The following is a 14,974-nucleotide window of genomic DNA, read 5'->3' as shown; positions in this document are numbered from 1 at the left end:
TCCTTGGTCCTCTCACGCGAGCTCACTGAGCACTCAGCGCCACACTCCCCCGGACCGAAGTGTCCAAATTTACGATTTTTCTCCTTAATTATCTCCTTCTATACTCTATCTCACCAGGGGTGACGCATTTGAGCATTGGGGTAAGAGGGCTTATCCGTGAGGCACCCGAAGGGTGCTCGCTCCATAGGCATCGGTCATCCGCGAAGCGGTGACCGATGTACAAAGACCCTTCCCTACCCCCTCGACCCCTTGTGGGTCGCCGAGCAGAGTCTTCAGCGACCCCGAAAGGGTGTCGCACTGGTTGCATGACTCCCTGATAAGTGCGACACCCTGGCGGGGTCGTATATCTTTCTTGGCATCCTCTCCCGCGGTCTTCGGCACTTCGTGCCTCGACACGCGGGCTAAGGAGCGATGATCCCTCCGGGGCTTCGCCCCTACGGGATCGGCATGCGGGTGCATTAGGAGAGGAATCTCCCGCCGCAGATCTCCTCTGCATAGCGGTAAAGATCAAATGCGTCAGCCCTGTCTATCTCACGGTGGCGAACACGTCTATAGCAGCCGAAGTCGAAGGGAAGAAGGCGATGCTACCCAGTATGCTGACTCCCAGGAGGAATATTCCCGTCTCTTCTATTACCGATATTAGTGTATACTATTACCGGTATTAGTCGATACTAATACCGACTATAGTTTGCACTAATATCGGTATTAGTCTGTCGGTATCCTCACGTGGTCTTGGTGGATTGCTTGCGAGTGAGAGCGTAGTCAACCGTACGATAACGAAACGACAAAAAAAGCCGAAGTACTCTCCTCGATCCTGAGGGGGTACTCCGGCTTGTTGTTTCATTAAGTTGCTTCTCTTATCGAGAGCGAGTAAAATGGGGACAGTTTACTGCCCTATCAATCTTCTGTTGCCTCAGCGTCCTCAGGATCCAGACCCTTCACATCCTCGTCGAGGAAGTGAGACAGGTCGTTACCCTCTGAGTCGGTCACCTCGTAGTCGATCATCCCTATGGACTGGTCGGGGAGCACTTCGATACCCTTACCGTAAGCAGTCCTCCAGGTGGACAGGAGTGACTTGGTACCCATAAGTCCCAAGAATCCCTTACCCTGACGATTGCGGATAAAAGCGGCGACATAGGGATGGACGTGAAGCGTGAAGGTTCTGATGCCCTCCTCCTGAGTCAGTTGCTTGATCATCTGCTCAAGCTTGTCGGTAAAGAAGAGCGTGGGCTGTACCTTACCGGTGCCTAAGCAGGTGGGACAGGTCTCCTGCGTCTCCACGATCATCGCCTGACGGACCCTCTGACGAGTGATCTGCATGAGACCAAACTTCGTGAGCGGCAGGACCGTATGCTTAGCACGGTCATTGACCATGCACTGGATCATGTGGTCGTAGAGCTTCTGCCTATTGGCAGCCTCTGCCATATCGATGAAGTCGATGACGATGATGCCTCCCAAGTCTCTCAGCCTCATCTGACGAGCGATCTCCTCAGCGGCAGAGAGATTGACATCCACAGCGGTGTCTTCCTGCTGAGAGGAGCCTCGAGCGCGGTTGCCACTATTGACATCGATGACGTGCATCGCCTCGGTCTGCTCTATGTACAAGTAGGCTCCCTGACGGTAGGTAACGATCTTACCGAAGAGGTGCTTGATCTGGCGAGTGATGTCGAAGTGATCAAAGATGGGATTACGACCGTCGTAAAACCTCACTATATCACCCTTACCGGGATCGATGAGGTCGACGTAGTCTGTGACCTCCCGCACCATGCTCTGATCATTGACATACACCTCCTTCAGCGAGGAGTCGTAGGTGTCTCGGAGGAGACTGATCACACGATTTGTCTCCTCGTGGAGCATTTGCCAGGGCTTGCCGTCAGAGGAGGGAGAGGAGTTCTTCCTGCCATTGCCCTGTCCTTTCTTCCTGGAGTTAGAGGGAGGGACAGCGGTATTGAGACTGTCGACAGTGGAAGTCCACTTCTTGATCAGACTACGAAGCTCATGGTCCAGCTCAGCTACCTTGACGCCCTCCGCAGAGGTCCTGACGATCACCGTCACGTTCTTCGGCTTAATACTGAGGACCAGCTGCTTCAGTCTGTTCCGCTCCTCCTTGCTCCCTATCTTCTGGGAAACAGACACCTTGTCCGCAAAGGGGATAAGGACTAAGTAGCGCCCCGCAAAGGAGAGCTCTGCGGAGAGTCTGGGACCCTTGGTGGAGATGGCCTCCTTGGTGATCTGGACCATCACTTCATCGCCAGCCTTGAGCTGATCAGCGATGTCTCCGGTCTTGGGGATAGGCTTCTCCAGTTTTACTCGCTCGGGAGAAAAGCTCTTACCATACTTACGCTGTGCGCTGAGGAAGCTCTGGGCTGTCAGGAAGCTACTTCCCAGATCACGGTAGTGGAGAAACGCTTGTCTCTGGTGCCCAATGTCGACAAAGGCGGCATTGAGACCGGGCATGACTTTCTTCACCGTGCCGAGATAGATATCTCCCACCGAGAAAGAGATGTTTTGCTTCTCTCTCCGGAGCTCCACTAGTCTACGATCCTCCAGGACCGCGATGAGGACCTCCTTCGGTCGCACATCGATGACAAGTTGACTTTTCACACGAGTAAATCTAATCTTTCGGCTACGACCGTGTGGCCGGTAGCCTATTAATAAAAAACAAGAGCGAGCCTACATGAGTATGCGACTATCAAACCGCTGCCCGTAGAGACTCACTCTCAAAACCATTAAGGCGTAAAATGAGCACACTGCACCCATTGCTGTCAGATCTCTATATGAGACTGAAGTCAGAAGTACAGGGTAGAGCGATCACTTATTCTTCTTGTGACGGTTCTTTCTCAGTCTCTTCTTACGCTTGTGCGTAGACATTTTATGTCTCTTCTTCTTTCTCCCGTTTGGCATAATACTTACTTTTAAATTTATAGAACACTCTCCTAAGTCACTCCGGGCGACTATAGAGAGATAGAATTACTTATTCTTGTCTACCTTCTCAGCAAAGGTCTTAGATGGCTTGAAGGTGGGAACCTTACGAGCCGGAAGCTGGATGGTCGTATTCTTACTGATGTTACGCGCTGTCTTTGCTGCCCTCTCCTTAACGACAAAACTGCCGAAGCCACGCAAGTAGACATTCTCCTGGTTGATCATGGTCTCCTTGATCACATCCATAGCCGACTCGATCGTAGCCATGACGAGCTTGCGCTCGATACCGGTCTTCCTGGAAACCTCGTTGACAAGGTCTGCTTTTATCATAATATTCTGCAAATATTTGGATTACTACTACGCTAATCCCACCCCGCTGCTCCAAGCCTCTACGCAAAGAGTACGCAAAGATACACCTTTTTACCCTTTCCCCCTAACTATTTTGCCTCTCATCTGCTCCGTAACTTGTTAGCAATCACTATAAATTCAGACTTCACTTCTGTTATCGAAGCTCCCATGAGGATCCGGTTATAAATAGAAGGGGGTGCACCCTAATGTGGATGCACCCCCTTATGGGTAAGTTAGATCGATTACTTCTTGTCACAGAAATAAGCTTCGTCCGGGACAGCCTTCAGTGGCTCACCCTTGTCGAAGCGACCCATGTAGGGTCTCTGATCGTAGAATCCGCTGGGCCAGTTTCCGATAAAGTCCAGCACCTGAGTGAAGCGGATCTTATGCAACCCCTGAGCAAGCGCAAGGGTCACATCGGAGTGGGTATTGCGCTTGCAGACACCGGTATTGTCGATGATCATATGGCCATCGAGCCAGAGTCGGTTGCTGCTGCAGCGGATGCGGTAGACGCCATCCTCAGGGATCATTACATAGCCGGAGTAATCCTGAGCATTCCAGTTGACATTACTCATCAGATGCTCCTCCATCTGCTCCTTGTAGACATTCTCTCCACTCTCACTGAGCTTGACTCCGTGGAGGACAACAGCGCCATCACCCGAGTAGGACTCAAAGTCGTCAGATGACTTGAACTGCTTGCGGACTGTCGTCAGGTCGAGACCGGAGTCGTACCCATCAGCAGTGGCAGCGACAGCTGGAGCATAGTCCTGACGCCGTATTGTGATGATGCGCACAGGGCTCATGGCACCGCTCTGCGTCAGAGAGCGGATCCTCAGCTCCGTATCAGAGGAGAAGGTCAGCGGCTCAGAGTACTCCTGAGCACTACCCTCCACAGGATCAGTGCCATCAGTGGTGTAGATGATCTTGTGTACCGGATAGACGGTCCCGAAGGGGATCGTCACGCTCTCACCGGTAAAGGTCACACAGTCGATGCTCCGATTGTCGGGCTGCTCAGGCTGTGGGATAAAGTAATTGTAGTCATGGAGTCCGAGACGGGCGGTGAAGTTCTCGAGACGGCCAACAAAGCCGTCAAAGTCCTTCTGCTCTACCGGAGACCACGCCACCTCCGCAATCGCAGCCATACGGGGCTGAGCCATATACTGAGCGTGCTTGCCATCGGGGATATACTCCGACCAGTTATTGCCCTGCACGCCGAGGATATGGGGTGCCATCTCTGGAGTGATATGCTCGGAGATGGGCACGTAGGCGTATACCTGAGACAGTGTCGATCGGCAGCAGAGAGCCACAGGCTCAACATTGGGATCGCCCTGGTAGTAGTCGAGGTAAAAACCATGAGATGAGGGGGTCATGATTACATCGTGACCGGCCTTGGCCGCATTGATACCGCCCTGCTCGCCGCGCCACGACATGATCGTAGCATTCTCCGGGATACCTCCCTCGAGGATCTCATCCCAGCCGATCATCCGCTTACCGTGCTCGCTGAGGAAGGTACCGATCTGGGAGATAAACCAGCTCTGCAGCTCATCCTCATCCTTGAGTCCCTGCTCGTGGATCCGCTTCTGGCAATTTGGGCAGCGCTTCCACTCCGTCTTGGGTGCCTCATCGCCACCAATGTGGATGAAGTCAGTGTGGAAAAGGGGCATCACCTCCGTCAGTACGTCCTTGTAAAACTCGATCGAAGAGTCCTTACCTGCACAGATCACCTCATTGGAGATTCCCCAAATGTTACGCACCTCGTAGGGGAAGTCCTCCCCCTTGCACCCCAGCCAGGGATAGGCTGAGAGGGCAGAGACAGCGTGGCCCGGGAGCTCGATCTCAGGAATAATCTCCACAAATCGAGCATCTGCATAAGCGACAAGATCCTTGATCTCCTCCTGTGTGTAGAAGTAAGGCCCGTAGGTCGTGCCATCTCCCTCCGTACGCACAGCACCCACCTCCGTGAGGCGGGGATACTTTTTGATCTCAATGCGCCATCCCTGATCCTCCGTGAGGTGGAAGTGCAGCTTATTGATCTTAAGCATAGAGAGGACATCGATGGTCTTCTTCACGTCATCTATCGTCTGGAAGTGACGACACGGATCCACGTGCTGACCACGGTAGCTGAATTGCGGGTAGTCCTCAATGCTGACAAAGGGGACGGTCCAGCTCTTAGCATTGACCTTAGAAGGGCTCTCTATCTCAGCCGGGAAAAGCTGAAGGAGAGACTGCATACCCCAGAAGGCCCCACGCGGAGTGGAGGCCTGGATCAGGACACCACCATCAGAGGTCACGTCAAGAGAGTAACCCTCCTCGTGCGGGATCACCTCGTCAGTCACGATGACGAAGCGGATCTCCTTGGCGGGGTTGCTACTTGTGGACTCCACGGACAGGTTGTATCCTGTAGAGTTCGCGATCTTGTCCTTTAGGAAGTCAGTGACAATGGCAAGACTCTCGTCTGCGATGATCTTAGTCGAAGAGGTCAGTGTCCAGCGACCCTGCTCCTGGCCTACATTCACTTTTACCGGTTGAGGTATGATGTGTATCCCCTGATTATAGGGAGCCTCGTCGAGAGACTTTTCCACACCATTACCACAACCGGAAAAGAGAAGCATGCCGGCAAAAGCCACGACTGCATGCTTGATGAATTTCATTAAGTCGATATTAATGTGCTTAAGTTATGAATAAATCAGTCGCGATCCTCCCAGACATTAAGGGGACGGTCCTCCATCAGCTCATTGACCTGTGAGCGAACCTTCTTGATCACCTCCTCGCTGGTAGGATTACTGAGGATCTCATCGATCCAGTGTACGACGGTCTTGAAGTCTCCCTCCTTCAGTCCACGGGTCGTGGCTGCAGGGCTTCCGATGCGGATACCGCTCGTCTTGGCAGGGGTACGGTCATCGAAGGGAACCATATTCTTATTAGCCGTGATGTCTGCCTTCACCAGTGCATCCTCGGCTTCCTTACCGGTCAGCTCGGGGAACTTCTTGCGGAGATCAAGCAGCACCAAGTGGTTATCGGTACCGCCGGATACCACATCATAGCCAAGCTCGAGGAAGGTGTTAGCTATGGTTACTGCATTGGCATGCACCTGCGTCTGGTAGGTCTTGAAGGAAGGCTGCAGAGCCTCATAGAAGGCTACTGCCTTAGCGGCGATGACGTGCTCCAGAGGTCCACCCTGTACTCCGGGGAAGACTGCGGAGTTGATCAGCTCAGACATCATCTTGACGCGACCCTTCTTGGTAGCCTTGCCCCAGGGGTTCTCGAAGTCCTTACCCATCAGGATGATACCACCACGCGGACCTCTCAGGGTCTTGTGTGTCGTGGAGGTGACGATGTGGGCGTACTTTACCGGGTTAGCGAGGAGACCGGCAGCGATGAGTCCGGCAGGGTGAGCCATATCGATCATCAGGATAGCGCCTACGCTATCTGCGATCTCGCGCATGCGCTTGTAGTCCCACTCACGAGAGTAGGCAGAGGCACCACCGACGATGAGCTTCGGGTGGGTCTCCTTGGCCTTGCGCTCCATATCGTCGTAGTCGACACGACCGTCCTCCTTACGTACTCCGTAGGCAACAGGGTTGTAGAGGATACCGGAGGCGTTGACGAGCGACCCGTGGGTCAGGTGACCGCCGTGATCGAGGTTGAGACCCATGAAGGTGTCGCCGGCGTTGAGGCAAGCCTGGAAGACAGACATATTGGCCTGAGCGCCGGAGTGAGGCTGCACGTTGGCATACTCAGCATCGTAGAGCTTCTTGATGCGATCGATAGCCAGCTGCTCACTCTGATCCACGATCTGACAGCCACCATAGTAGCGCTTGCCGGGATAGCCCTCAGCGTACTTGTTGGTCATGATGCTACCCATAGCGCGGAGCACCTCTTCGCTAACGAAGTTCTCTGACGCAATCAGCTCCACACCGCGCTTCTGGCGCAGACGCTCCTGGTCGATCAGGTCAAAAATCTGTTGATCTCTTTTCATGATGAAAAAGGTTGAAAGTTTATTGGTTTACAGTAGATTACTTCAAGACGTAGAAATATCCACTCCCCTATGCAAATCTAATCATAATTAGCGAGCCTAACAATGCGAATGGGCGCATGCTTGAGGCAAGTCCTAACCACCAGCCATCACAGGTATGGCATGCGTCTGGAGAGGTACTACAAAATACTGATCACCAGCAGAAAAGGATCCCTAATTTCTATTACCGGTAATAGTTGAGACTATAGTCGGTATTAGTCAAGACTATTACCGGTAATAGTTTTGACTAATACCGATATTAATCTGAGGGCATCACTTTTAGAGTTTCTGATACCCTTGATTCTGCCATAAGGGTACAACAAAAAAGGAGAGGCTCCCGCATTTGGGAACCTCTCCTTAGAATTAAAACGATTCGCTCGCTCTTATCAGTCTATCTGACCAAACTTAGCCTTGATAAACTCGCGATTGAGACGTGCGATATTGGAGATCGAGATGCTCTTCGGGCACTCCATCTCACAGGCTCGGGTATTGGTACAGTTACCGAAGCCCAACTCGTCCATCTTGGCCACCATAGCGCGTGCGCGCTTCTTCGCTTCTACCTTTCCCTGAGGAAGGAGAGCAAATTGGCTCACCTTGGCACTGACGAAGAGCATGGCAGAGCCGTTCTTACAAGCAGCTACGCAAGCACCACAGCCAATGCAGGAGGCGGCATCGATAGCGAGCTCAGAATTGACTCTCGAGACGGGGATCGCATTTCCGTCAGGGGCGGAGCCGGCATTCATCGAGATGAAGCCACCGGCCTGCTGAATCTTGTCGAATGAAGATCTGTCCACCATCAGGTCACGGATGACCGGGAAGCCGGCAGAGCGCCATGGCTCTACGGTGATGGTGTCGCCACTCTTCCAGTTACGCATATAGAGCTGACAGGTGGTCGCTCCGGGGATCAGACCGTGCGGGTGACCATCCACGTACATCGAGCAGGCACCACAGATACCCTCGCGACAGTCATTGTCATAGACGACCGGATCCTTACCCTCGCGGATGAGCTGATCATTGAGCATATCGATCATCTCGAGGAAGGAAGCATTCTCATCGACATGCTTCACCTCATAGGTCTCGAAGTGACCCTTCTCATGACGGTTGCGCTGACGCCAAACCTTAACTTTAATGTCTATAAACTTATCCATAATCCTAAGTGCGTCGTCTCTATTATGCCTTCTTGTAATTACGTGTCTGAGGCACTACATACTCATAGTTCAGATCCTCCTTGTACATCACCGGGGGCGTGTCCTCACCGGTATAAGCCCAGCAGGAGACATAGCTGAAGTCCTTGTCGTTACGGAGGGCCTCATTCTCCTCCGTCTGGTACTCCTCTCTGAAGTGGGCACCACACGACTCCTTACGGTCAAGCGCATCGTGAGCGATCAGCTTACCCATCTCGATGAAGTCAGCGAGACGCCAAGCCTTCTCGAGCTCGGTATTGAGGTCCTCGATCTCACCAGGGATGCGGACGCGGGTCCAGAAGGTCTTGGTCAGCTCATCAAGCTTGCGAAGTCCCTCCTTGAGGCTAGCCTCATTTCGACTCATACCGCAGTGCTCCCAGAGGATGGCGCCAAGCTTCTTGTGGATGTCGTCCACGGTCAGATCGCCCTGGATACTCATCAGCTTCTTCTCACGCTCGTGTACCTCCTTCTCTGCCGCCTCAAACTCAGGTGCATTGATATCGACATGACCCAGCTCGATCTGGTCTGCTAGGTAATTCTGCATCGTATAAGGTAGCACGAAGAAGCCGTCTGCCAGACCCTGCATAAGCGCAGAGGCACCGAGACGGTTGGCTCCGTGGTCGGAGTAGTTGCACTCACCGATGGCGAAGAGACCGGGGATCGTGGTCTGTAGCTCGTAGTCGACCCAGAGACCGCCCATAGTGAAGTGGACAGCGGGGAAGATCTCCATCGGGTAGGTGTACGCATCCACATCCGTGATCAGCTTGTACATATCGAAGAGGTTACCATACTTGGCAGTGATCGCCTCACGTCCCAGTCGCTGGATCGGCTCGGAGAAGTCGAGATAAACGGCCTCTCCGGTACCGACACCATATCCGGCATCACAGCGCTCCTTAGCAGCACGTGACGCCACGTCACGAGGTACTAGGTTACCAAATGCAGGATATCGACGCTCCAGATAGTAGTCGCGATCCTCCTCGGGGATGTCGAGGGCAGTCTTCTTGTGATTGCGGATTGCCTCTGCGTCCTCCTTCTTCTTGGGTACCCAGATGCGGCCATCGTTACGGAGTGACTCGGACATTAGAGTCAGCTTGGACTGATAGTCGCCCTGCTTGGGGATACATGTGGGGTGGATCTGTACCATACAGGGGTTGGCGAAGTAGGCACCCTTCTTGTAGCAGAGCCACGCTGCAGATCCATTACATGCCAGAGCGTTGGTGGTGAGGAAGTAAGCATTACCATAGCCACCTGTAGCGACTACGACAGCGTGAGCACCGAAGCGCTCCAGCTTACCGGTCACGAGGTTTCGGGCGATGATACCGCGAGCACGACCATCGATGATCACGAGGTCGACCATCTCGTAGCGGGCGTAGAGCTCCACATGACCTAGCCCTACCTGACGCATAAGACCGGAGTAAGCTCCGAGGAGGAGCTGCTGACCGGTTTGTCCCCTTGAGTAGAAGGTTCTGGAGACGAGCGTACCCCCGAAGGAACGATTGGCAAGCGTACCACCGTACTCACGAGCAAAGGGGACACCCATTGCCACACACTGATCAATAATGTCAGCAGAGACCTCAGCCAGACGATGGACATTAGCCTCACGAGAGCGGTAGTCGCCTCCCTTGATCGTATCATAGAAGAGACGGTATACCGAGTCACCGTCATTCTGATAGTTCTTAGCTGCATTGATACCTCCCTGAGCGGCTACAGAGTGAGCGCGACGGGGGCTGTCGGTGATGCAGAAGGACTTGACGTGAAACCCGAGCTCAGCGAGTGAAGAGGCAGCAGAGGCACCGGCGAGACCGGTTCCCACGACGATGATATCTAGCTTGCGCTTATTGGCAGGATTGACCAGCTTCTGATGGCCCTTGTAATTGGTCCACTTCTCTGCAAGAGGTCCCTCTGGGATCTTGGCGTCCAGTTTCTTGGCAGGATCCATATTTATATCTTGTATAGACATAGTCATTGGTATAAAACGATGCGTGAAACAATCAGATCAGAAGCCGTAGTACTGCGATGCAGGGATCTCACCGGCTGCACCCAGGTGCCAGATGTTGCCGACCTCGGGCCACACGCCTACTGACTTGAGATAAAAGGCGATGGCAACGAAAGCAAACATGATAAGGATAAGCGTCGCAAAGACGTAGCCGATCGTCTTCCAGATGTTGATCCACTTCTTATTATTGAGTCCTACAGTCTGAGCCGCACTCCAGATACCGTGAGAGAGGTGAAACCATATGGCGCAGAACCAGAGGAGATAGATGATCACGATCCAAGGCTTGCTGAAGATATACTCCATCTGAGTCGAGGCTACGACAGAGGCATTGCCCATCCAAGCCTGGAGCTGCATCTTAGCCCAGAAGTTGATCAGGTGTAGCACCACCCCACCAAGGATGATCAGTCCGAGGAGGAGCATATTCTTAGAGGCCCAGTCGATCTTGGCCTTCCCCGTCACTTCGTAGCGATCATTGCCACGCGCCTTGCGATTTTGACTCCAGAGCATGATGGAGTAGATGATGTGGATCAGGATGATAGCCATCAAGATCGGCACCATGAATTGGACAACCGGATTGGTCCCCAGGAAGTGGGCTATCTCATTGTAGCCCTCAGCCGAGAAGACTGCCACCAGGTTCATTGCTCCATGGAAAAGCAGAAAGAGGAAGAAACAGACGCCGGTGACACTCATCACCACCTTCCTTCCGATAGAAGAATTAGTCAACCACATGGGATTTAATAAAAACTGTTGTTGGTATTCGAAGTTACATCGTCGTGAGACAATCAGTCAGTGTTGCAAATTTAGCCCAATTCCACGAGCTTCCCAAGAAGATTATCTACTTATTTCTATAATTACAACTATCAACACTATAGCGAGAAAGAAAGCGGGCAATAGGTATAAAAATTGCGACCTGACAACTTGATGATAAATTATTTTCTTATCTTTATCGTCGAATAGGAAGGTCGCACGTTGATCTTCCATACCATAGTTCCAAACAATCTACACATATATCTATGTAACCATGCGACTTAATCTCACATCACAAATCTCCCTCGAGCAGGTAGAGGAGAGACTCTACAAGCCTCGCAACAAGTACGAGGAGACCATGCTGACCAGCTACGAGCGGATCCCCACCCGTATCTACCCCTCTGATGAGCAGGCAAGTGTCGAGCTGGCACTTCGCATCGCCCAGGACATCAAGTCTCATCAGGACAAGCAGCAGACCTTCGCGCTGGGTATCTCCGGCGGGATCAGCCCCCTACCCGTCCTCCGTGAGCTAATCAAGCTTCATAAGAAGGGGGAGCTCTCCTTCGAAGGCGTCCACATCTTCCCGCTCTATGAGTTTTACCCCCTACTTAATGACAACGAGGGGGTTTTAGCTCATCTCAAGGAGGAGTTTATCGACAAAATCTCCATCCCCGGAGCCAACGTACACCACTTTGAGATAGGCACCGACAAGGACGACATACCCTCATCCTGGGCTAAGTATGAGCAGAAGCTCAGCGAGCTGGGCGGCTTCGATCTCTGCCTCATGGGGATCGGGCAGCGCGGCACCGTGGCGACAAATGCCCCTGGAGACGTACTGAGCTCTTCCTTCCACCTCGTGGTGCTGGACGACACCTCGCGCAACGAGGCAATCAGCTCCTTCAACCTGTCCGACAACGTCCCAGAGACCGCAGTCTCTGTCGGGATGAATGAGATCAAGGCAGCCAAGCGCGTAGTGCTGCTAGCATGGGGCGAGTCAAAGAAGGAGATCCTCCGCAAGGTGGTCGAGGAGCCTCAGGACGACGACATCCCGGCATCTATCTTTCAGACCCACAATAGGGCAAGTGTCTACACCGATCTGGAGGCAGCTGACGAGCTGACTCGGATCCACACCCCCTGGAGAGTGACCGATCCCCGATGGACGGACAAGCTGGTTCGCCGAGCTCTCGTATGGCTCTGTGATCAAACTGGCAAGACTCTCCTCAACCTCACCAACCAGGACTACATCAGCCACCAGCTGAGTGACCTGCTGCGTCAGTACGGCTCGGCATACGACTGCAATATCAAGGTCTTCAACGACATCCAGAATACCATCACCGGATGGCCGGGTGGCAAGCCCAATGCTGACGACAGCAATCGTCCGGAGCGAGCTCTCCCATTCCCCAAGCGAGTAATCGTCTTCTCGCCCCACCCCGATGACGACGTCATATCTATGGGTGGAACCTTCCACCGACTCGTCAAGCACGGACACGACGTGCATGTCGCTTATGAGACCTCGGGAAACATTGCCGTCAATGACGAGGAGGTGATCCGCTACATCGACTTTGTCCATGCCCTCTATCAGAACGAGGGTCGTGAGGACGACGAACTCTGCAAGAAGCTCCTCGAGACGCGGCGTTACCTTACTGAGATCAAGAGAGAGGGGGACAATGAGACGGATGAAACCCGCTACCTCAAGGGGACTATCCGTCGCCAGGAGGCCCGCACTGCGGATCGACACGTGGGACTAAAGGATGACCACGTCCACTTCCTTGACCTCCCCTTCTATGAGACCGGCGCCATCAAGAAGAAGCCGCTCTCAGAGGAGGATGTACTGATCGTCAAGGACTTCATCCAGGGGATCAAGCCACATATGATCTTCGTGGCCGGAGACCTCCGCGACCCACATGGCACACACCGCGTAGCTACCAATGCCGTACTTGCGGCTCTCGATGAGCTGAAGGGCGAAGCGTGGCTCAAGGACTGCCGCATCTGGATGTACCGAGGTGCCTGGGCAGAGTGGAATATCGATGACATCGAGATGGCTGTACCGATGAGTCCGGAGGAGCTCCGATTCAAGAGAGACTCGATCCTCAAGCATCAGACTCAGATGGACGCAGCACCCTTCCTGGGTGACGATGAGCGACTCTTCTGGCAGAGATCAGAGGATCGGAATAGAGGCACGGCGAAGATCTATCATGATCTCGGATTTGCCCGATATGAGGCTATTGAGGCCTTTGTGCAGTATCATCCGGTAGACTAAGGTTTCCCCAGACTGGGACGCCCCCTGTTTCTCGCAGGTTCATGGTCTTCGAGACCATGAACCTGCGACTTGTTTTGGACACTCCATTCGGAAGCAAAATGTACCTACGCTCTGAGAGGCTATTCTTTTACCGGTAATAGTGAGTACTAATATCGGTATTAGTGTTCATTATTACCGGTATTAGTTCGGAGCGAGACCGATCATACCGGATGACCTGGTCCCAGGCGCTGACAAGCAGCTCTATACCAGACGGATATACAAGAAGAGGAAGTTTTGTCGGAGGTACCACCTTACTTCTGTAGCTTTAGGAACCGACTCAGAAGCGCCGGTGCAACAAATGGAGATCAAAAACGTGGGTAGTGTCAAGTAATTTACTCATCTTTGTAAGGCAGAGCGGGTTGATCCAACTCCGCAACAGTATAGACTAACTTAATACACCAACCTTTATACAACAACTGAGCAAGACGGCAACGTCTGACAAGTATTTGTCTTATGAAGAATGTCCTTATCATTGGCTCGACCGGGCAGATCGGGTCAGAGTTTACGATGAAGCTGAGGAGCATCATCCCCAATGGTCAAATCATCGCCGGGTATATCCCCGCAGCCCCCGTCAAGGGAGAGCTCAAGGAGAGTGGTCCCTCAGAGATCGTAGACATCACCAACGCACAGCAGATCGCTGATGTGGTGGAGAAGTATGATGTCGATACCATCTATAATCTCGCTGCACTCCTTTCGGCAGTGGCAGAGGCAAAGCCTCAGCTCGCCTGGCACATCGGTATCGGCGGACTCTGCAACGTCCTCGAGGTGGCGAGAGAGAAGAAGTGCGCCGTCTTCACCCCCAGCTCCATTGGCTCCTTCGGTCCCTCCACACCTAAGGATAAGACACCTCAGGACACCATCCAGCGCCCCACTACGATGTACGGCGTGACGAAGGTATCCGGAGAGCTGCTGAGCGACTACTACTTTAAGAGGTTTGGTGTCGACACCAGGTCTGTACGCTTCCCCGGGCTGATCTCCAATGTCACTCTCCCCGGTGGCGGTACGACCGACTACGCTGTGGATATCTACTACAAGGCCGTGCAGGACGGGAGCTTCGTCTGCCCGATCAAGGCCGGCACCTATATGGATATGATGTACATGCCGGATGCTCTCCGCGCCATGTACGAGATCTTCGAGGCTGATCCCGCCAAGCTGAAGCACCGTAACTCCTTCAATATCGCAAGCATGAGCTTCGATCCGGAGATGATCTACGCTGCCATCAAGAAGCAGATGCCCGACTTCACCATGACCTATGAGGTGGACGAGCTCCGCCAGGGCATCGCAGAGTCATGGCCCAACTCTCTCGACGACAGCTGCGCAAGAGAGGAGTGGGGCTGGAAGCCTGAGTATGACCTCGACTCCATGACTACGGATATGCTGAGTGTACTCAAGGAGAGATACAGCAAGTAAGTAATATAGTGGAGCATGGAGACCTCACGACAGTTTTCACTCCACTTATAGTG

The 14,974-nt window shown here is 53.1% G+C and carries 9 protein-coding genes; 2 read left to right on the top strand and 7 right to left on the bottom strand.

The window, feature by feature from the left end:
* Positions 1-897: 897 nt before the first annotated feature.
* The 7 genes from B088_RS00500 to B088_RS00470 all read right to left on the bottom strand — a co-directional run bounded on the left by B088_RS00500 (position 898) and on the right by B088_RS00470 (position 11,194).
* Complete coding sequence (locus B088_RS00500; RefSeq protein WP_018106447.1) at positions 898-2,604, bottom strand: Rne/Rng family ribonuclease; 1,707 nt, start codon at positions 2,602-2,604, stop codon at positions 898-900.
* A gap of 366 nt (positions 2,605-2,970) precedes the next feature.
* On the bottom strand, positions 2,971-3,252 hold the full coding sequence (locus B088_RS00495) for an HU family DNA-binding protein (RefSeq protein ID WP_018106446.1): 282 nt from the start codon (positions 3,250-3,252) through the stop codon (positions 2,971-2,973).
* A 260-nt stretch (positions 3,253-3,512) separates the two neighbouring features.
* Positions 3,513-5,921 carry a family 20 glycosylhydrolase gene (locus tag B088_RS00490; RefSeq protein ID WP_018106445.1) on the bottom strand — a complete coding sequence of 803 codons (2,409 nt, stop codon included), beginning with the start codon at positions 5,919-5,921 and terminating at the stop codon, positions 3,513-3,515.
* 35 nt (positions 5,922-5,956) lie between these two features.
* Positions 5,957-7,249, bottom strand: a complete 1,293-nt coding sequence (gene glyA / locus B088_RS00485) for a serine hydroxymethyltransferase (protein WP_018106444.1) — start codon at positions 7,247-7,249, stop codon at positions 5,957-5,959.
* A gap of 422 nt (positions 7,250-7,671) precedes the next feature.
* Positions 7,672-8,433 carry a succinate dehydrogenase/fumarate reductase iron-sulfur subunit gene (locus tag B088_RS00480; protein WP_018106443.1) on the bottom strand — a complete coding sequence of 254 codons (762 nt, stop codon included), beginning with the start codon at positions 8,431-8,433 and terminating at the stop codon, positions 7,672-7,674.
* A 22-nt stretch (positions 8,434-8,455) separates the two neighbouring features.
* On the bottom strand, positions 8,456-10,408 hold the full coding sequence (locus B088_RS00475; protein ID WP_018106442.1) for a fumarate reductase/succinate dehydrogenase flavoprotein subunit: 1,953 nt from the start codon (positions 10,406-10,408) through the stop codon (positions 8,456-8,458).
* 57 nt (positions 10,409-10,465) lie between these two features.
* Entirely contained in the window at positions 10,466-11,194 is a 729-nt protein-coding gene (locus tag B088_RS00470; RefSeq protein ID WP_025081445.1) for a succinate dehydrogenase cytochrome b subunit, read from the bottom strand.
* Positions 11,195-11,486: 292 nt separating this feature from the next.
* Between B088_RS00470 and B088_RS00465 the strand changes: the two genes are divergently transcribed.
* Both B088_RS00465 and B088_RS00460 read left to right on the top strand, forming a co-directional pair.
* On the top strand, positions 11,487-13,472 hold the full coding sequence (locus B088_RS00465; RefSeq protein ID WP_018106439.1) for a 6-phosphogluconolactonase: 1,986 nt from the start codon (positions 11,487-11,489) through the stop codon (positions 13,470-13,472).
* Between the two features lie 492 nt (positions 13,473-13,964).
* Entirely contained in the window at positions 13,965-14,921 is a 957-nt protein-coding gene (locus B088_RS00460) for an NAD-dependent epimerase/dehydratase family protein (RefSeq protein WP_018106438.1), read from the top strand.
* Positions 14,922-14,974: the final 53 nt, after the last annotated feature.

It is taken from the genome of Porphyromonas bennonis DSM 23058 = JCM 16335, assembly GCF_000375645.1.
Lineage (GTDB): Bacteria > Bacteroidota > Bacteroidia > Bacteroidales > Porphyromonadaceae > Porphyromonas_A > Porphyromonas_A bennonis.
This window is presented reverse-complemented; position numbering and strand designations above follow the sequence as displayed.